General features: G+C 53.9%; 24 protein-coding genes and 3 tRNA genes. 13 read left to right on the top strand and 14 right to left on the bottom strand.

Annotated features, from left to right (window positions below):
- Positions 1-91: 91 nt before the first annotated feature.
- The 5 genes from V4835_RS20455 to V4835_RS20435 form a co-directional block, all read right to left on the bottom strand.
- On the bottom strand, positions 92-520 hold the full coding sequence (locus tag V4835_RS20455; RefSeq protein WP_010427173.1) for an organic hydroperoxide resistance protein: 429 nt from the start codon (positions 518-520) through the stop codon (positions 92-94).
- An 83-nt stretch (positions 521-603) separates the two neighbouring features.
- Complete coding sequence (locus V4835_RS20450; protein WP_121425078.1) at positions 604-1056, bottom strand: MarR family winged helix-turn-helix transcriptional regulator; 453 nt, start codon at positions 1054-1056, stop codon at positions 604-606.
- 41 nt (positions 1057-1097) lie between these two features.
- A complete protein-coding gene (locus V4835_RS20445) occupies positions 1098-1739 on the bottom strand; it encodes a TetR family transcriptional regulator (RefSeq protein ID WP_023334413.1) in 642 nt (213 codons plus the stop codon).
- Positions 1740-1807: 68 nt separating this feature from the next.
- Positions 1808-2281, bottom strand: a complete 474-nt coding sequence (locus V4835_RS20440; RefSeq protein ID WP_331413472.1) for a threonine/serine exporter — start codon at positions 2279-2281, stop codon at positions 1808-1810.
- Positions 2272-3048: a threonine/serine ThrE exporter family protein gene (locus tag V4835_RS20435; RefSeq protein WP_121424960.1), complete on the bottom strand. Its 777-nt coding sequence runs from the start codon at positions 3046-3048 to the stop codon at positions 2272-2274. The genes V4835_RS20440 and V4835_RS20435 overlap by 10 nt, the downstream gene beginning before the upstream one ends.
- Positions 3049-3457: 409 nt before the next feature.
- On the opposite strand from V4835_RS20435, the gene V4835_RS20430 reads away from it, so the two are divergent.
- Both V4835_RS20430 and bglJ read left to right on the top strand, forming a co-directional pair.
- Complete coding sequence (locus tag V4835_RS20430; protein ID WP_063143279.1) at positions 3458-4195, top strand: helix-turn-helix transcriptional regulator; 738 nt, start codon at positions 3458-3460, stop codon at positions 4193-4195.
- Positions 4192-4827 (top strand): DNA-binding transcriptional activator BglJ, encoded by a 636-nt coding sequence (bglJ, locus tag V4835_RS20425; RefSeq protein ID WP_331414151.1) that lies wholly within the window; start codon positions 4192-4194, stop codon positions 4825-4827. Before V4835_RS20430 ends, bglJ begins: the two co-directional genes overlap by 4 nt.
- Before the next feature lie 38 nt (positions 4828-4865).
- Here the strand turns inward: bglJ and V4835_RS20420 are convergent, their stop codons facing one another.
- Positions 4866-5324, bottom strand: coding sequence for a YbaK/EbsC family protein (locus V4835_RS20420; RefSeq protein WP_008502085.1), 459 nt, complete (start codon positions 5322-5324; stop codon positions 4866-4868).
- 328 nt (positions 5325-5652) lie between these two features.
- Between V4835_RS20420 and V4835_RS20415 the strand changes: the two genes are divergently transcribed.
- On the top strand, positions 5653-6999 hold the full coding sequence (locus V4835_RS20415) for a PTS sugar transporter subunit IIC (protein ID WP_331413471.1): 1347 nt from the start codon (positions 5653-5655) through the stop codon (positions 6997-6999).
- Between the two features lie 140 nt (positions 7000-7139).
- Here the strand turns inward: V4835_RS20415 and fhuF are convergent, their stop codons facing one another.
- Positions 7140-7928 (bottom strand): siderophore-iron reductase FhuF, encoded by a 789-nt coding sequence (gene fhuF, locus V4835_RS20410; protein WP_331413470.1) that lies wholly within the window; start codon positions 7926-7928, stop codon positions 7140-7142.
- Between the two features lie 94 nt (positions 7929-8022).
- Entirely contained in the window at positions 8023-9087 is a 1065-nt protein-coding gene (locus V4835_RS20405; protein ID WP_331413469.1) for a GGDEF domain-containing protein, read from the bottom strand.
- 215 nt (positions 9088-9302) lie between these two features.
- Between V4835_RS20405 and V4835_RS20400 the strand changes: the two genes are divergently transcribed.
- On the top strand, positions 9303-9572 hold the full coding sequence (locus V4835_RS20400) for a DUF1435 domain-containing protein (RefSeq protein WP_032660829.1): 270 nt from the start codon (positions 9303-9305) through the stop codon (positions 9570-9572).
- 41 nt (positions 9573-9613) lie between these two features.
- On the opposite strand, the gene V4835_RS20395 is transcribed toward V4835_RS20400, so the two are convergent.
- From V4835_RS20395 to rsmC, 4 genes are all read right to left on the bottom strand, one after another.
- Positions 9614-9699, bottom strand: a tRNA-Leu gene (locus tag V4835_RS20395).
- A 33-nt stretch (positions 9700-9732) separates the two neighbouring features.
- Positions 9733-9819: transfer RNA gene (locus tag V4835_RS20390), tRNA-Leu, on the bottom strand.
- A 28-nt stretch (positions 9820-9847) separates the two neighbouring features.
- Positions 9848-9934: transfer RNA gene (locus V4835_RS20385), tRNA-Leu, on the bottom strand.
- 172 nt (positions 9935-10106) lie between these two features.
- The gene (rsmC, locus tag V4835_RS20380; protein ID WP_029740018.1) at positions 10107-11135 is read right to left on the bottom strand and encodes a 16S rRNA (guanine(1207)-N(2))-methyltransferase RsmC; all 1029 of its coding nucleotides are present in this window, start codon (positions 11133-11135) and stop codon (positions 10107-10109) included.
- A 102-nt stretch (positions 11136-11237) separates the two neighbouring features.
- Between rsmC and V4835_RS20375 the strand changes: the two genes are divergently transcribed.
- The 8 genes from V4835_RS20375 (at position 11238) to V4835_RS20340 (ending at position 17600) form a co-directional block, all read left to right on the top strand.
- Entirely contained in the window at positions 11238-11651 is a 414-nt protein-coding gene (locus V4835_RS20375) for a DNA polymerase III subunit psi (protein WP_331413467.1), read from the top strand.
- A complete protein-coding gene (gene rimI / locus V4835_RS20370; protein ID WP_023334424.1) occupies positions 11620-12063 on the top strand; it encodes a ribosomal protein S18-alanine N-acetyltransferase in 444 nt (147 codons plus the stop codon). Before V4835_RS20375 ends, rimI begins: the two co-directional genes overlap by 32 nt.
- Positions 12064-12083: 20 nt before the next feature.
- The gene (gene yjjG / locus V4835_RS20365) at positions 12084-12761 is read left to right on the top strand and encodes a pyrimidine 5'-nucleotidase (RefSeq protein ID WP_331413465.1); all 678 of its coding nucleotides are present in this window, start codon (positions 12084-12086) and stop codon (positions 12759-12761) included.
- Positions 12762-12852: 91 nt separating this feature from the next.
- Positions 12853-14442, top strand: a complete 1590-nt coding sequence (gene prfC, locus V4835_RS20360; protein WP_063143286.1) for a peptide chain release factor 3 — start codon at positions 12853-12855, stop codon at positions 14440-14442.
- A gap of 299 nt (positions 14443-14741) precedes the next feature.
- On the top strand, positions 14742-15359 hold the full coding sequence (gene osmY / locus V4835_RS20355) for a molecular chaperone OsmY (RefSeq protein WP_039260909.1): 618 nt from the start codon (positions 14742-14744) through the stop codon (positions 15357-15359).
- Between the two features lie 127 nt (positions 15360-15486).
- The gene (locus V4835_RS20350) at positions 15487-15648 is read left to right on the top strand and encodes a DUF1328 domain-containing protein (RefSeq protein ID WP_003856556.1); all 162 of its coding nucleotides are present in this window, start codon (positions 15487-15489) and stop codon (positions 15646-15648) included.
- A gap of 120 nt (positions 15649-15768) precedes the next feature.
- The gene (locus tag V4835_RS20345) at positions 15769-16821 is read left to right on the top strand and encodes a patatin-like phospholipase family protein (RefSeq protein ID WP_331413464.1); all 1053 of its coding nucleotides are present in this window, start codon (positions 15769-15771) and stop codon (positions 16819-16821) included.
- Positions 16818-17600: a TatD family hydrolase gene (locus V4835_RS20340; RefSeq protein WP_331413463.1), complete on the top strand. Its 783-nt coding sequence runs from the start codon at positions 16818-16820 to the stop codon at positions 17598-17600. The genes V4835_RS20345 and V4835_RS20340 overlap by 4 nt, the downstream gene beginning before the upstream one ends.
- Here V4835_RS20340 and V4835_RS20335 read toward each other — a convergent pair.
- Both V4835_RS20335 and V4835_RS20330 read right to left on the bottom strand, forming a co-directional pair.
- Positions 17595-18455 (bottom strand): YjjW family glycine radical enzyme activase, encoded by an 861-nt coding sequence (locus V4835_RS20335; RefSeq protein WP_331413462.1) that lies wholly within the window; start codon positions 18453-18455, stop codon positions 17595-17597. The two genes, V4835_RS20340 and V4835_RS20335, sit on opposite strands and share 6 nt — an antisense overlap.
- Positions 18430-19977 carry a YjjI family glycine radical enzyme gene (locus tag V4835_RS20330; protein WP_331413460.1) on the bottom strand — a complete coding sequence of 516 codons (1548 nt, stop codon included), beginning with the start codon at positions 19975-19977 and terminating at the stop codon, positions 18430-18432. Before V4835_RS20330 ends, V4835_RS20335 begins: the two co-directional genes overlap by 26 nt.
- Positions 19978-20239: 262 nt before the next feature.
- On the opposite strand from V4835_RS20330, the gene deoC reads away from it, so the two are divergent.
- Positions 20240-21019: a deoxyribose-phosphate aldolase gene (deoC, locus tag V4835_RS20325; protein WP_023310320.1), complete on the top strand. Its 780-nt coding sequence runs from the start codon at positions 20240-20242 to the stop codon at positions 21017-21019.
- Positions 21020-21046 lie beyond the last annotated feature (27 nt).

Below are 21046 nucleotides of genomic sequence, written 5' to 3'. Positions count from 1 at the left end.
GAGAAAGGGAAGGAGGGGATTTCCCCGGTGGCGCTGTGCTTACCGGGGCTACAGTCGTAGGCCTGATAAGCGCAGCGCCATCAGGCATTTATCACGCGATGATATTCAGGGTCACGTCGATATTGCCGCGGGTCGCGTTAGAGTACGGGCAAACAATGTGCGCCGCATCGACCAGCTTTTTGGCTTCTGCGGGATCCATACCCTCAACGTGGATGTTCAGTTTCGCTTCGATACCAAAACCGGTTGGCAGCGGGCCAATACCCACTTCGCCTTCAATAAAGGCCTCTTTTGGCAGGGCAAATTTGTCGCGCGCCGCCACAAACTTCATCGCGCCCAGGAAGCAGGCAGAGTAGCCCGCGGCAAACAGCTGCTCAGGGTTCGTCACTTCTCCCCCCATGCCGCCCATCTCTTTTGGTACGCCCAGTTTTACGTCCAGTACGCCATCGGAAGAGGTGGCACGACCGTCACGGCCACCGGTTGCTTTGGCTTTGGCGGTATAAACAACTTTTTCTAAAGACATGGCAGGTTCCTCATTTTGTTTTAATGTGTGCTATTAAATAGCGTGCGATATATATGGGTAATAATCACTCGTAAAGTATAGCCTTACGCGCGGTGTAGCTGTTGTCGCAAAAATTCAAGCTGCTGTTTGAGCGCCAGCAGGGTGTCGGTATCACACTGCGCTGCGCAACCCACCGCATGGGGGATACCCAATGCCTGCTGCTGCAGTTCACGTCCCGCTTCGCTCAGGGTGACGGCGACCTGTCGTTCGTCTTTGCGGGAACGGTGACGGTTGATTAACCCGGCACTTTCCAGCCGCTTCAACAGCGGCGTCAGGGTCGCAGAGTCCAGAAACAGCCGCTCGCCGATGTCCGACACCGTCATGTCATCCTGCTCCCACAGCACCAGCATCACCAGATATTGCGGGTAAGTCAGGTTCAGCGGTGCCAGCAGTTGCCGGTACAGCTTATTAAGCGCCAGATTTGCCGAATAGAGGGCAAAGCAGAGCTGGTTATCCAGCTTGAGCGCAGCGGTTGCATCGTTCGTTTTCGCGTTCATGAAATGAATATAGATAGTGCGCGATTTAATTGCAAGCAATTTTATGGGCAGGTGTAGCGGAGCGCTACCTGAACGGCCATTTTGCGGTAGTGCTGGCGCTGGGCCTGTTCGTCCGCACCGTCTTCGAACAGGAGCGTGAAGGTGTAGCTGTTGGCAACGTAGTGAAAGCTGAAGCTGCTTATCAGGCGGTGAAGATCGCGGGCGTCGACCGTCTGGCTGAAGAGCTGTTTTTCTTTGCCCCGGCGCAGGATCTCCTCCAGCAGGTCGAGCGCGCTGCGGTTGACCTGGCGAAGATAGCTCGACTGCTGCATAAAGCGGCCACGCTGCATGTTTTCCATGCAGATAATCCGGATGTAGTCTGGATGGTCGGCATGATAGTCAAAGGTGGCTTCAACCAGGTCGACTAGCGCTTCGACGGGGGGCATTCCCGCCAGGCTTAGCGCTTTTTCACTGGCGCGAATCTGGGTGTAAACGTGTTCCAGTACCAGGAGATAGAGATTCTCTTTATTCTTAAAATGGTAAACCACCATGCGTTTGGTGGTACCCGCTTTCTCCGCGATCTGCTCCATGCGGGCACCGTTCAATCCATACTCGGCAAAAAGCGCGATGGCGCTCTGAAAAATTTTCTCTTTCAGGCTGGATTCTTCGCCGTGCTCGGGGTGTTCGCTGCCAGGGTTAGCCACATCCTTTCCTTATTTTTCACCAAACGGACCAGAAGGATTATCTCCATGGCAGCGAAATAACACAAATATCAAACGCGTGGGCGTTTGCGGTACAGCCACAGTCCGGGGATCGATAGCCCGATAGAGAGCGCGCCGACGATGGATGACGCCTTAAGAAAGTTGCTCAGGAGGAGGATCATCTGAGGCTCGGTGTAGCCAAAATGGCTGATTTTCACCGCGGAAATCATCGCCGTATACGCAGATATGCCCGGGAACATCGGGATCACGGCGGCGACGGTGAATACTTTGGGATGCGCCAGATACCAGCGCGACCACTGGATGCCGATACTGCCGACAAGCATAGAAGCCATGAACGTTGACCATTCGATGTTAAAACCCGCGGTCATCATCGCCATTCGCGAGCCATGGCCAATCGCGCCCAGCAGCGCACACCACGGTAGGGCGCGTTGCGGAACGTTAAATACCATCGCAAAGCCGACGGCAGGAATGGCGGCCAGAAGCATGTCCTGTGCCAGCGCCAGCAGAAAATCTATCACGCCCATCCGCGTAACCCCCAGAGTGTCATAGCCATAACCACGCCGATGCAGGTCGCCAGCGTCAGCAGGCTTGCAATAGCCCAGCGTGCCAGGCCGGTATTGATGTGCCCTTTAAACATGTCGGCGACGGCATTGATCAACGGAAAGCCCGGGACCAGCAGAAGCACGCTGGCTGCCATAGCAATCGTCGGGGTGTTAGCAAACTGCGGCAGGCGCAGAAGCAGGCCGGAAACCGTAGTGGCGACAAACGCGGTAATGCAGAAGTTAATCTGCGGATGCAGCTGCCGGTGCGTCAGCATCTGGCGAACATACATGGCGATACTGCTGGCAAAAAAGGTGACGATCGCACCGTCCCAGCCGCCTTTATTGAGCTTGCAAAAGCAGGCGCATGACAGGCCTACCATCAACACGACAAGCCAGCGCGGATAACGTAATGGCTTAATTTGGTTGAACCGCTTTTCAATTTCATGGAGATCGAGAAGCTTGTGTTCAGCGAGGATCACGATGTGCTGCACTTCGGTCACGACATGCATGTTAATGCCGCGGTCATGGTTTTTGCGGGTGGAGGTCAGGCACTGACCGTCTTTGATCGTGGTCAGCACAATGGCGTTGGATGAGATCGCGCTTTCAACGCTATCCATACCCAGCGCCACACCCAGCCGGGTGGAAAGCTCCTCAACCAGCGCGCTTTCCGCGCCGTGCTGGAGCAGAAAAAGACCGCACTGAATACATAGCCGCGTGATAGCACGCTGCGTTGACCGATCTGCCTGCATGTATTGTCCTGAAGAAGATGGAAAGTTGCCGGTTGGCCCATAGTGATTATTTTTAGCACAAAGTGCAGTGCCTCTTGCTGTGGGCCAGATCAAGGTTTATGCAAACAGTTTCAGCCCGTATCGCGAAAGGATATTGGATTAATTTATCAGTGCGGTGAATTATTAATATGGAAATATAGAATTTTTGTATTTAGTTATTCTAATTTTATATTGTCGTTATTTTAATGGCTCCGCAATTAAATTTATTTGCGCTTTATGAGATATTACCGCTGTTTTAGGCATTTCTTAAACTAAGAACATATCTCATCTTCTGCTTGTATTAATCAGTTTTACACTCAGGGACGAAAATACTCATACATTGATGCGTTTTAACGTTACTCATCAAATGAAGAATGGACACGGAGGGTCTATGTTGTCATTGCATGGTAAGCACGGCGTTGTCATTAGCCGGATACCCGTGATGCAAAACGGGTTAGGGGGCTTGATGGCTCGCCATTTTCCGGATTTTGAATTGACCTATTGCCGCTCACTGCAGGAGCTAACGCTGCTCCAGTTACGCCGTGCGGATGTCATCATTGCCGATATTTCAGGTGAATACAGGAATCCTCGGGGTACCCTCGAAGAGTATTACGGTTTACTGAATCAATACCGGGACATTCACTGGATCTTTTTAGTCTCGCGGCCGCTTTACCCTATTGCGGTTGAGTTGCTTATGCGCCCGGAAAGTACGTTGCTGTCTGATATGGAGCCTATTGAAGGCGTGGTTAATGCTATTCGGGCAGGTAGCGAGCGGGCAGAGCGAATAAGCCAGACGTTATTAACCCCGGAACCTCAAAGTACGGAGGATGAAGACGAACACGTTATCGCGCTCACGCACTCTGAACGTAAGGTACTGCGTCTGTTAGGTAAAGGATGGGGGATTAACCAAATCGCCACATTGCTCAAGAAGAGCAATAAAACCATCAGTGCGCAGAAAAACAGTGCGATGCGACGGCTGTCATTACGCAGTAATGCCGATATGTACGCCTGGATCAACAGTACGCAGGGAATGAGAGAGCTGAATTTGATGTCAGCCTATGGAGAGTTCGAGGAATGGAAAAAACCGATTCAACAAGACATATCGCCATCGTCGAAAATTGCACGATGAGTGCTGTTGGGCTACAGCATCTTTTTGCTATGCCCGGCCTGAATCATTATCAGCTGCATCTGTTTAGCGAGTTTGACAGTTTTAAGAAAGCACTTCAGCACGTCAATTTTTTCTCGCTGATCTATTCACTTTCCGATGCGCGAGAGGAACGTCGTAACTGTCTGGCGCACCTGCGGGATCTCGCATTTACGCATGGTCATATCCAGCGCATTATCCTGGTCGCTGATGAGACGGAAGCACGGTTAATTAGCCATCTTTCGCCGTCACGCCTTCACGGTGTGGTCAGTAAATCGCTGATGCTTGAGCACCTGCAGCAGGAACTCATGGTGTTGTTGAGTGAAACGGTGCGCATCAATGACAATATGATGAATCACTGGTACCGGAGTCAAAACAGGATGTTAAGCCCAACGGAACGGGCAATATTGCGTTATATGTCCTGCGGCTATTCTATTCCTCAAATCGCGGCGCAGCTTGAACGCAATATTAAGACCATTCGGGCGCATAAGTTTAATGCGATGGTGAAGCTGGGGGGGAATTCTGACGTCGGGTTGCTCGATGCGGCGGATATTATTACTCACCTTCCGGCAAGAGAACCGCGAAGTTCGGCACTCAGCAAGCCGACCTTTTTATAACCTGCCAGTTATGCGCCAGACAGGCTCTGGCGCATCAATCAGATGCAAACATCAACCCACTTTGCGGAAGTCAGCTCTGCCATTCTGTCAGGTGAAATACGCACGGCACTATGAATTGCGCCTGCGGCGGGCAGGACTTCGGCGTACTGCTTTAATGAGATATCGCAGTAAACCGCGAGCGGGTTTTCCAGCCCGAACGGGCACACGCCGCCAACGGGATGACCGGTGATGGTCACCACTTCATCACTGCTGAGCATGCGCGCTTTCGCACCAAAAGTGTCTTTCAGCTTTTTGTTATCCAGGCGCGCATCGCCTTTAGCCACCACCAGTATCACCTCATTTTTCACCTTTAATGACAAGGTCTTGGCGATTTGTCCCGGTTCAACACGATGGGCGGCAGCAGCCAACGCAACGGTAGCGGTACTCTGGCTAAGTTCAATTACGTCTATATCTGGCGCGTTGTCGGCAAAAAACTGCTGTACAGACTGCAAACTCATTGTTTCCTCCTGACAAATATCCTGCGTAATCTGTCATAAGAATTTATGCTCTGTAAATATCTCTTACGTAACAAATATCCCGAACGGCTGATTTCTGGATCCTCTTCACATTCACAGAAACCGGTTACAGTAACCGGTTGCAGAGCGTGATGCGTCGATTAATACTGAGTACGTAACGTTCCCTGTATCCAATAATAAGAGCAAATTATGAAACCATTTCGTCTGAGCAGTACCACTGGTACACAAGCCAGCAAGGTTGTGAAGCTGATTTATGGAACAACGTGCGGCGCGAAAGTGCCCGTAACAAACGTCTGACAGGAGATCTGCCATGTCTGCCAACCATGCTGCGTTTAACCTGATATTCCGTTTCGTTGAAAATTACGTGAGCCCAATTGCCGGGCGGATCTCTTCCCAGCGTCATGTCATGGCTATTCGTGATGGGTTCATCTCCGCGATGCCATTTATGATTGTGGGTTCATTTTTGTTAGTGTTCGCTTACCCACCTTTTTCGCCTGATACCACCTGGGGTTTTGCCCGCGCCTGGCTGGATATGGCGAAGCAGTTTGAAGGCCAGATCCTGACGCCGTTTGATATGACGATGGGCATTATGTCCATTTATATCTGTGCGGCCATTGCCTATAACCTTGGCAAACACTATGTCAAATCGCACCAGTTAGACCCGTTTATGTGCGCCATGCTATCGCTGATGGCGTTTCTGCTGGTCGCGGCTCCGAAAACCAAAGGCACGCTTCCTGTCGACAGCCTGGGTGGGACGGGTATTTTTACCGCGATTCTGGTGGCGATCTACTGCGTTGAGATGATGCGTTTCCTCAAGGCGCATAACATCGGTATTCGCCTGCCGGACCAGGTTCCTCCGATGATCAAAAACTCTTTTGATCTGCTGATCCCGGTGTTGGTGGTGGTGTTAACGCTCTATCCCCTGAGCCTGGTCATTCAGTCTCAGTTTGGCATGCTGATCCCGCAGGCCATTATGTCGGTCTTTAAACCTCTGGTTTCCGCAGCGGATTCTCTGCCTGCGATCCTGCTGGCCGTATTGATTGGCCATCTGCTGTGGTTCGCCGGGATCCACGGAGCCGCCATCGTCTCCGGGATGCTGCAGATGTTCTGGCTGACTAACCTTGGCGCTAACCAGACCGCGCTGGCCGCCAGCCAGCCTCTGCCGCATATTTTTATGGAGGCGTTCTGGACGTTCTTTATCGTGATTGGCGGGTCGGGCGCCACGATGGGGCTGGTGATTTGCTATCTGCGTAGCCGTTCAGCGCATTTACGCTCTATCGGGCGTTTGAGCGTGGTACCCAGCTTCTTTAACATCAACGAACCCGTCATTTTCGGTACGCCGATTGTGATGAACCCGGTGTTCTTTATTCCGTTCCTGCTGGCACCGATGGTAAATGCCGTGCTGGCCTGGGCGGCGATGACGTTTGACCTGATTGGCCGCGTCATCTCTGTGGTCCCCTGGACGGCACCGGCGCCGATAGGCGCAGCGTGGGCTCTGGGCTGGGATTTCCGCGCGGCTATTCTGGTTGTGGTTCTGGCCTGCGTATCGGCAATCATCTACTACCCGTTCTTCAAAGTGTACGAGAAGCAGCTGCTGGAGCAGGAAGCGGAAGAAGCGCAGCGTAACGCGGAAGAGGAAAATCAGCAGGTGGCCTAGGTAAAAGCAAAACGGCAACATGAGTTGCCGTTTTTAGTGTTTGTTCCCTCTCCCTGTGGGAGAGGGTCAGGGTGAGGGCATCAGGCCGGGCCAGTGTTTGTAGGCCCGGTAAGCGAAGCGCCACCGGGCAATTCACTGCACTACTTGAGCGTGCAATCACCGCACTGCTTAACATCCGGCAGGCGGTAGCGCTGGCAGCATGTGCGGCGAACCAGAAGCCCATCGCGGAGCACGACGGTACGGAATAACGGGTTGTCACGGCCATCGGAAAGCTGTTTTGCAAAGAAACAGGACTGACGCAGGGCGTCAACGTTCTCATCACCAAGCAGAGGCTTCATTTCCGTTAAATACCAGTGGATTAAATAGCCCGTATTGCTCCAGATAAGCTTCCCATTAATCTCTCCCGTCGCTTCAAGCGCTTCCACCACCGGGATCAGGGCCTGCGTGATAAGCCGCTCCATTCGTTCCTGAGCCGTCAGGCGTTCCGCGTTCTGGTCTTCGTGAAGATCGATCCAGAAGCAGGCTGCGCGCCCGGTTTCGTGAAACTCGACGTGGAAGTTATCCGGCGAGAGTTCCAGCATGCTCTTCTGCGTTAACAGCGCCAGCATGAGGGGAGGCACCATCAGCCCGATATACCACTGCGCCCAGAGTGAGAGCAGAGGTTTATTTTCCCGCATAAGGGTGGGCTGATTGCGATAGATATGGTCGGAATAGGTGGCCAGCAGCGATTGCAGTTTTGCCGGTTGGCGCCACTCTGAGAGCGTCATGGCGTGGTTCGGGTGCGCTTCATCAAGTCGGATAAAGTCCAGCAGGTGGGCGCGCGTCTCTGCAATCTTGTCCCGTATGGCATCCGCAAGCGAAGCATTCCCGCTGGTGAGGGGCGCTCGCCAGAGGAGGGGTTCGACGATGTGTGCGGTATGCGTGGCCATAGTATAGATAGAAATCTAAATGATAATGATTGCCAATCCTAACTATTGCTCATACCAATGGCAAGACTTTTGTCCTGGTGACACGCCGTGATGTTTACGCCGTCTGCAGCTCTTCACTCAACAGAATGTTATTGCGCCCCATATGCTTTGCTTCGTAGAGGGCTTTGTCCGCTTTTTCCAGCGCGCCTTCCACGTCTTCATCCTCGAAAATGGCAATACCAATACTGATGGTGACGTTTGTCGCGACGCTCTCGTTAAAGAGATGTGGGATTTTCAAATCGTAGACTTTCTGGCGGATCCGCTCGGCCGTCAGGCGAGCATGTTCGAGTGAAATATTGGTCAGCAGCACCATAAACTCTTCCCCGCCAAAACGCGCCACAATATCGCGAGAACGCACGGCGTCGCGGATTGCCGCAGAGACGCGCTTCAGCGCCTGGTCGCCCATCATATGGCCATAATGGTCGTTATAGGCTTTGAAGTGGTCGATATCCATCAGCAGGACAAAGTGCTCGCCATTTTCTACCGTCGGCAGGTTCTCCAGACGGCTTTGCAGGCCGCGACGATTATAGAGCCCGGTAAGCGGGTCCATCATGCTGAGATCGGTAAGGGTTTCTCGTTCTTCCAACAGGCGAGAGAGCAATTCCTGAGCGAAACGATCGTTACGTCTTTGCAAAATGTTATGAATAGCAATTGCCACCACAGGAAGTGCGAAAGAATAGGTCATTCTCAGCCATATATCGTGATCGCTTAGCCACAGGCAGACAATAAAGGTGGGCAATGAGTGCAGCGTAAATGCTTTGATATTACTGGCGAATGCCAGCGTTCCGATAAAAAGCACCGTTAACAGGGCAATTAACAAATACGTCGCATGGTCGTGGGAAATTAAGGCGAATTTCGACACAATTTGCCAGGCCCATAAAATACCGAAGATCCCTGAAACAACAGGAATATTTATCTTCCGCGCGCGCTTTCTCCAGTGCCAGACGAACAGCCCTGTGCTGATGGAGAAAATAGCAATAAGTGGGGCAGATAACAGGCGTACGGAATTGAGCGGGTTTGTTACCGAGAACACTGCCGAGGTTGCGTTCAGAAATAAAAACAAACGTAACGACAATTGATATTTTCTGTGAACCAAAGACCGCCAGGATTGTGATGTCATAGTCGTGCGTTTTTATTAAAATTTAATTAAAACAAATAAGTAGGTGTTGTTTCGCAATAAAATATGCAAAAAACTCAAAGAGTAATTATCAGAAAATCTTTAGATGTTGTTAACAGGTGTGCAATTTATCACCTTAGGCAATTCCTGTCATTACGGGAAAGGTAAAGGTCGATGGATTTTGATTCATTCAGCTGACAAATGATAATCTCTGTCATATGATATTGGTTATCATTATCGTTGTGAGAGGGCAGATCATGTTGAACAGGGCGCTGGGAAGTGGTTGGGGGGTATTGCTACCGGGAGCCATTCTCGGCGGTTTGATGTTTGCCGATCTCTCCCTTGATACCTGGAAAGCGATCATTGTGTCAGGACTGTTAGTGACGTCAGGCATGATCTGGCATAAGCAGCTACGCCACTTTGTTTTACTGCCATCCTGCGTAGCACTGGTCAGTGGAATTCTGGTGATACTGATGAGTTTGAAATAACAGGGAAAACAAGAGGAACTTCAGAAGGGATGTAAGATAATTGGTGCGAGGGGGGGGACTCGAACCCCCACATCCTAAGGACACTAACACCTGAAGCTAGCGCGTCTACCAATTCCGCCACCTTCGCACAGTCATCTTACTATTGTTGATATCGCCTCGTTGGTGCGAGGGGGGGGACTCGAACCCCCACATCCGTAAGGACACTAACACCTGAAGCTAGCGCGTCTACCAATTCCGCCACCTTCGCCCAGTGCGAGCAATATCATTGTGATTTATGGTGCGAGGGGGGGGACTCGAACCCCCACATCCGTAAGGACACTAACACCTGAAGCTAGCGCGTCTACCAATTCCGCCACCTTCGCATACCATCGACACTGTAAAAGTATCGTAACCACGGAGGCGCATTCTAGATGTTTTCAGCTTTACGTCAACTGAAAAGTGCTCACCTTTTATTGATTGCTGCAAAAATGGCCGGAACGGAGACGCCTGCTTGCCGGATGGTGATTGCGCTTATCCGGCCTGCAGGAGTGGAGATTACTTTTTGGCCTGACGCGTCATCACGGTACGATAGACCTTAAAGCGGCCGGTCTGGGCGATCACTTCGTGGAAGCCGAAGGTTTCGTCGAGCACTTTCGGGTACGCCAGGAAGGCGTTTGCGACAATACGCAGCTCGCCGCCGCTGTTAAGGTGACGGGTTGCGCCACGGATCAGCGTTTGTGCCGCTTCAAGGCTGGTTTCCATACCGTCGTGGAACGGCGGGTTGGAGATAATCATGTCGAAGCGACCGGTGACGTCAGAGAAGACGTTGCTGGCAATCACCTCGCCTTCAATGCCGTTTGCGGCAAGCGTTGCGCGGCTGGCTTCTACCGCCGGGGCACTTACGTCACACAGGGTTAAGCGCACTTTTGGTGAATGGCTGGCGAGCACGGTAGAGAGCACGCCCGCGCCGCAGCCGACGTCCAGCACTTTGCCTTTGGTGTGCGGCGTCAGGGTGGAGAGCAGCAGCTTGCTGCCCGTATCCAGCGCGTCACGGCTGAACACGCCCGGCAGGGTTTTGATGGTCAGGCCGTCAAGCTGGTACTCGTCCCAGTAAGCCTGTGGATCGAACGTGGTCTGTTTTTCCAGACGGCCATGGTACAGACCACAGCGGCGAGCGCTGTCGACTTTATTCAGCGGCGCGTAGCCTTCCAGCATCTGTTCAGCGCTGCGCACGCCGCTGCGGTTCTCACCTACCACGAAAATATCGCAGCCGACCGGCAGCAGGGAGAGCAGGTTCATCAGCTGGAACTGGGCTTCCGGTTTGTTCTTCGGCCAGTAGTAAATCAGCGTATCGCAGTCGGCGATGTCGCTCTGCTCCGCCACCAGGCTAAAGCGCGCGCGCTCGCCCATCTGGCGGCTCAGCACCTGCCAGTGGTGGTAGTATTGGGTGTGGGCACGGCTTTCAGCACAGTCGAAACGCGCAGGCAGGTCATCCTGCATATCTCCGGCAAACAGAATACGGCTTTCTTCGAAATCATCACTGTGACGCAGCAAGACTTCACTTGCCGGGGTAAATGCAGACATGAATTGTTCCTCAATAAACTCAGGCGGGGATTATAGTAGGTAGATGGCGCACTTTCGACACATTTGCTATATTTGCGCGCCTGAGAGACAGGAGTTTTCCCTATGACATCCCGACGAGACTGGCAGTTGCAGCAGCTGGGCATTACCCAGTGGGCTTTGCGTCGCCCGACGGCGTTGCAGGGCGAAATCGCCATTTCCATCCCTGCGCACGTACGCCTGGTGATGGTGGCGGAAGAACTGCCTGCCCTGAATGAACCCCTGATCGATGATGTCCTTCGCAGCCTGAAGATGACGGCCGACCAGGTTTTACAGCTGACGCCAGAGCGTGTCGCGATGCTTCCTCCTGATAGCCGCTGTAACAGCTGGCGTATCGGAGAGACAAACGAGATCCCCCTCCAGGGGAGCCAGATCTCCACGCCAGCGCTGGACGAACTGAAAGCCAACTCAAAAGCGCGCAGCGCGCTATGGCAACAAATCTGCGAATATGAACACGATTTCTTCCCTCACGACGCCTGACCTGACCACCGCGTTTGCGATTGAAACACGCGCCCACGCGTTTCCGTGGAGCGAAAAAACCTTCGCCAGCAATCAGGGTGAACGGTACCTGAACTACCGCCTGGACGTTGACGGCACCATGGCCGCCTTCGCGATTACGCAGGTTGTTCTTGATGAAGCGACGCTGTTTAATATCGCGGTTGATCCCGCGTTCCAGCGCCGTGGGCTGGGAAGAGAACTGCTCGAGCACCTCATCCGTGAGCTCGAAACCCGTGACGTTTTCACCCTGTGGCTGGAGGTGCGCGCGTCGAATGTCGCCGCCATCGCGCTCTATGAAAGCTTAGGCTTTAACGAGGCGACAATCCGCCGTAACTACTACCCCACCGCAGAGGGACGTGAAGACGCCATCATAATGGCTCTGCCGATTGGATAATAAAAAATAAGGTTGTAACGATGAAATGGGACTGGATTTTCTTTGATGCCGACGAAACGCTGTTTACGTTCGATTCGTTCGGCGGTCTGCAGCGGATGTTTCTCGACTATAGCGTGACCTTCACCGCTGAAGATTTTCAGGACTATCAGGCGGTAAACAAGCCGCTGTGGGTGGATTACCAGAACGGTGCCATCACCGCGTTACAACTTCAGCACCAGCGCTTTGACGTTTGGGCGGAACGCTTAAAGGTCAGTCCGGGTACGCTAAACGAGGCGTTCCTGAACGCGATGGCCGATATCTGTGCGCCACTGCCGGGTGCGGTTTCCCTGCTGAATGCGTTGAAAGGCAAGGCGAAACTGGGGATCATCACCAACGGTTTTACCGCCCTGCAGCAGATCCGCCTCGAGCGCACCGGCCTGCGCGATCATTTTGACGCGCTGGTGATCTCGGAAGAGGTGGGTGTGCCTAAACCGGATCCGCGTATTTTCGATTATGCGCTGGCGCAGGCCGGCGATCCTGACCGCGATCGCGTACTGATGGTGGGTGATACGGCAGAGTCAGATATTCTGGGCGGCATGAATGCCGGTCTGTCGACCGTCTGGCTCAATGCGCATGGCCGCGTGAAGCCTGAAGGCATTGAGCCGACCTGGACCGTAACGTCGTTGAACGAACTGGAGCAACTCCTGTGTAAACAATGATTGCCTGCCCCCCGTTGATGGGTAAAATAGCCGCAATTTTGTATTCCATGATGCGTGGCGTGCTGCCGCGCTTATAAAAGAAGATTTAATTATGACGTTGTCTCCTTATCTGCAAGAGGTGGCCAAGCGCCGCACTTTTGCCATTATCTCGCACCCGGATGCCGGTAAAACGACCATCACCGAGAAGGTGTTGCTGTTCGGACAGGCGATCCAGACTGCGGGTACCGTTAAAGGCCGTGGCTCCAGCCAGCATGCAAAATCTGACTGGATGGAGATGGAAAAGCAGCGTGGTATTTCGATTACCACCTCCGTGATGCAGTTCCCGTATCACGACTGCCTGGTGAACCTGCTGGACACCCCGGGCCACGAAGACTTCTCCGAAGATACCTACCGTACCCTGACGGCGGTGGACTGCTGTCTGATGGTGATCGACGCCGCGAAAGGTGTAGAAGACAGGACCCGTAAGCTGATGGAAGTTACCCGTCTGCGCGATACGCCGATCCTCACCTTTATGAACAAACTCGACCGTGACATCCGTGACCCGATGGAAGTGATGGACGAAGTGGAAAGCGAGCTGAAAATCGCCTGTGCGCCCATCACCTGGCCAATTGGCTGCGGTAAGCTGTTCAAAGGGGTATATCACCTCTATAAAGACGAAACCTACCTGTATCAGACCGGTAAAGGCCACACCATTCAGGAAGTCCGCGTGGTGAAAGGTCTGGATAACCCTGAGCTGGACGTGGCAGTCGGCGAAGAGCTGGCCGCGCAGCTGCGCGACGAGCTGGAGCTGGTTAAAGGCGCCTCTCACGAGTTTGATAAAGAGCTGTTCCTGGCTGGCGAAATTACTCCGGTCTTCTTCGGTACCGCGCTGGGTAACTTCGGCGTTGACCACATGCTGGACGGTCTGGTGGAGTGGGCGCCGCGTCCGATGCCGCGTAAAACCGACACCCGTGAAGTGGAAGCGCAGGAAGAGAAATTTACCGGCTTCGTGTTCAAAATTCAGGCCAACATGGACCCGAAACACCGCGACCGCGTGGCCTTTATGCGCGTGGTGTCCGGTAAGTATGAAAAGGGCATGAAGCTGCGCCAGGTGCGTACCGGTAAAGACGTGGTGATTTCCGACGCGCTGACCTTTATGGCGGGCGACCGTTCGCACGTTGAAGAGGCGTATCCGGGCGACATCATCGGTCTGCACAACCACGGCACTATTCAGATCGGTGATACCTTCACTCAGGGTGAAATGATGAAGTTCACCGGTATTCCGAACTTCGCACCGGAGCTGTTCCGTCGTATTCGTCTGCGCGATCCGCTGAAGCAGAAACAGCTGCTGAAAGGCCTGGTTCAGCTCTCCGAGGAGGGCGCCGTCCAGGTGTTCCGCCCAATCGCGAACAACGATCTGATCGTGGGCGCAGTCGGTGTGCTGCAGTTCGACGTGGTTGTTGCACGTCTGAAGAGCGAGTACAACGTGGAAGCGATTTACGAGTCTGTGAACGTCGCGACCGCGCGCTGGGTTGAGTGTTCTGACGTGAAGAAATTCGAAGAATTTAAGCGTAAGAACGAAATTCAGCTGGCGCTGGATGGCGGCGATAACCTGACCTATATCGCGCCAACCATGGTGAACCTGAACCTGACCCAGGAACGTTATCCTGACGTTCAGTTCCGTAAAACCCGCGAGCACTAATCCCCTCTCAGAGCACGGCTGCCGCCGTGCTCTTCTTTAATTCCTGTCTTATTAATCCCTTGCGGAATGTTCTTAATTCAACGCAATTTCACGCTATTCGCGCGTTTTTTACCCAATTCTGAAAGCGGCTCTGTGAGAGTGATCTATATTTAACTCAGTGTTTAACACCGGGCATGGATAAATTAACTGTTCAATGCATGACTTTAGGTTGTCCATTTTACCCGCGTGTTTATTCGCAATATATAAAACTACTAAGGAAGTATGTAGCCCGAATAACGGGTAAACACAGGAATAGATCGATGAATATGACAAGACTGAAGATTTCGAAAACTCTGCTGGCTGTAACCCTGGGTAGCGTTCTGGTGAGCGGTTCCGCTCTGGCGGAAAGCAGCACAATGGATAAAGCACAGTCCACGGCCGATAACGCAGGGCAAAAAATCGATAGCTCTATGAATAAAGTCGGCAACTTCATGGATGACAGCTCAATCACAGCAAAAGTGAAAGCCGCACTGGTGGATGATGAAGCCATCAAAAGCACCGATATTTCCGTTAAGACCGACAAGAAAGTGGTCACGCTGAGCGGCTTCGTGGAAAGCCAGGCTCAGGCCGAACAGGCGGTGAAAGTGGCGAAGGGCGTCGAAGGTGTTGCCTCCGTCAGCGATAAGCTGCACGTACGTGACGGTAAAAACGCGTCGGTGAAAGGTTATGCCGGTGATGCCGCCACCACCAGCGAAATCAAAGCTAAACTTTTAGCTGATGACATCGTGCCGTCCCGTAAGGTGAAAGTAGAAACCACCGATGGTGTGGTTCAGCTTTCCGGTACGGTAGATTCGCAGGCGCAAAGTGAACGTGCCGAGTCCATCGCGAAAGCGATTGACGGTGTGAAAAGCGTTAAAAACGATCTGAAAACGAAGTAAATCTGGACCATTCGCCCGTCTGGCTAACACCAGCGGGCGAAATAAGAACGACTCTGGAAGAACGCCGGTGAGTGACCTGAGCGCTCACGTTTAGCGGCCGACATTAACTATGGTAAAGGAGAAGCTTATGTTTCGTTGGGGCATTATATTTCTGGTTATCGCGTTAATTGCCGCCGCATTGGGCTTTGGTGGACTGGCAGGTACAGCGGCATGGGCAGCTAAAATTGTCTTCGTTGTGGGTATTATTCTGTTCCTGGTCAGCCTGTTTACGGGTCGTAGACGTCCGTAGCAAACGCAATATTCCTTCAACAAAAAAAAGCCAGTCGCTGTGACTGGCTTTTTCTTATTTGCGTAACAGGTCGGGTGCGTTACTGTGGTGTTATAAAATAATCAAAACAGGAAAGCAGAGGTGGGGCAACGAATTCCCGTTACGCTCGGCAATATTGCGCCGCTGACGTTAAAACCGTTTCTCGCAGGTCAACTCGCGCTGGTCTGCGAAGGTGGAGGACAGCGCGGCATTTTCACCGCTGGCGTGCTGGATGAATTTATGCGCGCGCAGTTCAACCCGTTTGACCTTTACTTCGGCACCTCTGCCGGGGCGCAGAACCTCTCTGCCTATGTCTGTAACCAGCCCGGCTACGCGCGAAAGGTCATTATGCGCTACACCACGGCGAAAGAATTTTTTAACCCGGTGCGCTTTGTGCGCGGCGGCAACCTGATCGATCTCGACTGGCTGCTGGAAGCGACCTCCAGCCAGATGCCGCTGGCCATGGATACTGCCTCCCGTCTGTTTGATAGCGGCAAAGAGTTCTGGATGTGCGCCAGCCGGGGCGATGATTATTCACCGGGCTATTTTTCTCCTCAGAAGGAGAACTGGCTGGACATCATCCGCGCCTCCAGCGCGATCCCCGGCTTTTATCGTACCGGCGCCCTGCTGGACGGCATTAGCTACTTGGACGGGGGGATCAGTGACGCGGTGCCGGTGCAGGAAGCCGCCCGGCGCGGGGCGAAAACCATTGTGGTGATCCGTACCGTACCGTCGCAAATGTATTACACGCCCCAGTGGTTTAAACGTATGGAGCGCTGGTTGGGCGACAGCAGCCTGCAGCCGCTGGTGAACATCGCGAAGCAGCATGAAACCACCTACGGCGCGATGCAGCGCTTCATTGAAAAACCGCCGGGTAAGCTGCGTATTTTTGAAATCTATCCGCCTAAGCCGCTGCTGAGCATGGCCCTGGGCAGCCGCGTTCCTGCGCTGCGCATGGATTACAAAACGGGGCGGCTGTGCGGGCGCTATTTCCTGGCGACGGTGGGGAAAATGCTGGCGGAGCAACCGCCGCTTCATCGCCATAAACGCATTATTATGCCCCCTGCGATTGTCGCCAACGACGCCCTGACGATGCCGCTGGTGGATATTCCGCAGGCGAATGACGCTTTACTGGATAACGAGGATCTGGCGTGACGCACCGCTTTGTCGATACCCACTGCCACTTTGATTTCCCGCCGTTTACGGGAGATGAAGCGCAAAGTATTGCGAGAGCTGCCGAGGCAGGCGTTCAGGCCATCATTGTGCCGTCAGTGGAAGCGACCTATTTTTCCCGGGTGCTGGATCTTTCCATGCGGCACCCCGCGCTCTATGCCGCGCTCGGCCTGCATCCGATTGTGATTGAGCGGCATCTTGATGAGCACATTGAGAGGCTTGATGAGGTAGTGCGGACCGCAGGAGACAAGCTTGTCGCCATCGGTGAGATCGGCCTCGATCTTTATCGCGAGGATCCGCAGTTTGAGCGCCAGCAGACGATCCTCGACGCGCAGCTCAGGCTGGCGAAGCGCCACGATCTGCCGGTGATCCTCCATTCAAGACGCACGCACGATAAGCTGGCGATGCACCTGAAGCGCATCGATCTGCCGCGCAGGGGCGTAGTGCACGGTTTCTCCGGCAGCCTGCAGCAGGCGCAGCGGTTTATCGAGCTGGGCTATAAAATCGGCGTCGGTGGCACCATCACTTATCCGCGTGCCAGTAAAACCCGGGACGTGATGGCCCAGCTGCCGCTGTCGGCGCTTCTGCTGGAAACCGACGCGCCGGATATGCCGCTGAATGGTTTTCAGGGCCAGCCGAATCGTCCGGAACAGGCGGCGCGCGTGTTTACCACCCTGTGTGAACTGCGAAAGGAGCCTGAAGAGGTGATTGCCGACGCGCTGCTTGAGAACACCCGTTCGGTATTTGGCATCACGCTATAGGTAAAGCGCCGGACGGATCACCGTTATCTTCTGTTTTTCCAGCGCCAGCGCCAGCGGTTCAACGTCCTCGGGCGTGGCGCTGCGCCATGAGGCCGCCTCACCGTAAACGCCATGCGCATGAAATGCGTTGATGCGCACCGGCACATTCCCAAGCCCGTGGATAAAGGCCGTTAGCGGTTTAAGATTTTCCAGGTAATCACACTGCTCCGGAATAACCAGCAGGCGGAGTTCCGTCAAACGGTGACGATCGGCCAGCCAGCGGATGCTCTGCTTAATCTGCGGGTTTTCGCGCCCGGTCAGGAAGCGGTGATGCTCGTTCCCCCACGCCTTCAGATCCAGCATCGCGCCATCCAGTACCGGCAGCAGCTTTTGCCAGCCGGTTTCACTTAACAGACCGTTGCTGTCAACAAGACAGGTCAGGTGACACAGGGCAGGATCGGCTTTGATCGCTGAGAATAGCGTCACTAAAAACGGCAGTTGCGTTGTGGCTTCGCCGCCGCTCGCGGTGATGCCTTCAATAAACGGTGCGGATTTGCGGACCTGCACGAGGATCTCCTCCACGCTCAGGCGGTACGCCATAGGCGTTGCCTGCTGCTGGCACAGGTGCAGACAGGTGTCGCACTGCTGGCAGTCGCTCTCCTGCCACCAGACGCGTCCGGCCTGAATGGTCAGCGCGTCGTGCGGGCAGTGGGGCACGCAGTCCCCGCAGTCGTTGCAGCGGCCGATCGTCCACGGGTTGTGACAGGTTTTACAGCGCAGGTTGCAGCCCTGCAGGAACAGGGCCAGGCGGCTGCCCGGCCCGTCCACGCAGGAAAAAGGAATGACCTGACTAACTAAAGCGCATCTGCTGTTCATGGCTAATCACGCGCGGCTGACGTTCCAGAATACGGGTATTGCGTGCGGCCTCTTCACCCAGCCACGTGGTATTGGTGCGCGATCCGGCTTCCCTGTATTTTTCCAGATCTGACAAGCGAACCATATAACCGGTCACGCGGACCAGATCGTTACCCGCTACGTTAGCGGTAAACTCACGCATACCCGCCCTGAACGCGCCCAGGCACAGCTGAACCACCGCCTGCGGGTTGCGTTTAACTGTCTCCTCCAGGGTGAGAATATCGCTGATTCCGGAGTGATAATGTTTGTGGTGCGGTGCAACGGCCAGCAGATGGCTGATGGGATCCGGCTCGTCGCCGTAGGGCAGACGCGCGCCCGGCGTGGTGCCCGAATCGGAGCTGATCCCCGACTGCGCGTGAAGCATCGCGCGCTGCTTCCAGCCGTGTTTCACCGGCGTGTTTTCCACAAACGCCGCAAGCTGTTCGCTGATGCGATAGCCCAGCGCGTTGGCCTGTTCGTCCTTTCCGTAGCGTCCCGCTATTCCTGCTTTCTCACAGAGCGCGTTTACCGCTTCCGCCAGGCCGTACATGCCAAACATTGGCACAAACCGATCGGCATCAATCAGCCCCTCTTTTACCAGGAAGCTATTCTCAAAGAAGCCAGATTGCCCGTAAAGGAAACCGCAGCGTGCATCGATGATGGCAATTTGCTGCTGGCAGTAGTGCGGAAGCGTGCGGGTGAAGAAGTCTTCAATGGATGTGCTGCGTTCAGCAATGGCTTTGAGGTTAAGGCGCACCAGGGTGCTGCCGCCGCCTGCAAGCGGCAGGGAGTTGTAACAACTCACCACGCCATAACGGCCTTTTGTGAAAATTTTATCATTCATCGGGCCATTAGAAATATGCGGTTTGCTGCATTCACATATGTTTTTTGCCACCTCAAGCAGCAGGTTGTCCGGAGTGATATCGGGATCGTAGATAAAGGTCAGGTTCGGCGCGACCTGCTTCAGCTCTGCGTCGGCACGCAGAATGGCGCGGGTGACGGGGCCGTCAGCAGGCCCGATGTTGGCGTGCATAAACGCATCAGGTAGCGTACGGTCGAGATAGCGCCAGAAACGTTTTACTCGGCTATCAATCTCTTCTTGTGTTAGAATTCTAACATATGGAGTTAATATCGCATCAAGCTGACCGAGATAGACCGGCATCGATGTGACGGACGGAACATGATGGTAGAGGATGGTTAACAGCGAGAGGGCGTCGTCGAGATCTTTCGCCCCTTCCAGCTCCAGCCATTCTGAACCGTTAGCTAAGAATTTTGCGTAATCCGGCAGAACGTAACGGGGTTTGTAAGGCGCGTGGCCTTCGAACATGTCGCAGATAACCCCCTCGTCCAGCGCGGCTCGCGCGGCCTCAGGAAGTGCCGGATAAGGCAGGTTGTTTTCCGCTTCCAGCGCCAGAAAATGACGTTTTTGTTCCGGGGTTAACACCGGGCTTGTCACAATGTGCTGGCAACGTTGTTGCAGGGCGTCGGGGCTGGAGTGAGGCATATTCGCTTCCTTGAGTGTTCTGCGGATGATGAACGGATTGTAGGAAGCCAGCCTGTCGGTGCTTTTGATCCGACAGGGGGTATCGCTGCTTTAGTCGACAATTTACGCGCTAAAGTTTGAAGAAGATCTCATTACAGTAATGCAAATTTGTACGCAGTTTTCATTAACTGTGATGAATGTCGAAGTGTGGATGCGGGTGAATGTTAGAATACTCACAGACCCGCAAGGTAAAATTTATACGGCACTGCCGTTGGAGAATGTTATGACCGATTTAACTGCAAGCAGCCTGCGCGCGTTGAAACTGATGGACCTGACCACCCTGAACGATGACGACACCAATGAAAAAGTCATCGCCCTGTGCCATCAGGCGAAAACGCCGGTGGGTAACACCGCAGCCATCTGTATCTACCCGCGCTTTATCCCGATTGCCCGTAAGACGCTGAAAGAGCAGGGTACGCCGGACGTGCGCATTGCAACCGTAACTAACTTCCCGCATGGCAACGATGATATCGAGATTGCGCTGGCAGAAACCCGCGCGGCGATTGCTTACGGCGCAGACGAAGTTGACGTGGTGTTCCCGTACCGCGCGCTGATCGCCGGCAACGAGCAGGTTGGTTTTGACCTGGTGAAAGCCTGTAAAGACGCCTGCGCGGCGGCAAACGTGCTGCTGAAAGTGATCATCGAAACCGGCGAGCTGAAAGAAGAGGCGCTGATTCGTAAAGCGTCTGAAATCTCCATCAAAGCCGGTGCGGATTTCATTAAAACCTCTACCGGTAAAGTGCCGGTGAATGCGACCCCAGAAAGCGCGCGCATCATGATGGAAGTGATCCGCGACATGGGCGTATCCAAAACCGTTGGTTTCAAACCTGCGGGCGGGGTGCGTACCGCTGAAGACGCGCAGCAGTTCCTGGCGATTGCCGACGAGCTGTTTGGCGCCGACTGGGCTGATTCCCGTCACTACCGCTTCGGCGCGTCCAGCCTGCTGGCAAGCCTGCTGAAGGCGCTGGGTCACGGCGACGGTAAGAGCGCAAGCAGCTACTGATTGCCAGACAATGCCGGATGACGCTTC

Origin of the sequence: Enterobacter cloacae complex sp. CARB60 (assembly GCF_036487345.1) — a bacterium.
GTDB lineage: Bacteria > Pseudomonadota > Gammaproteobacteria > Enterobacterales > Enterobacteriaceae > Enterobacter > Enterobacter asburiae_D.
This window is presented reverse-complemented; position numbering and strand designations above follow the sequence as displayed.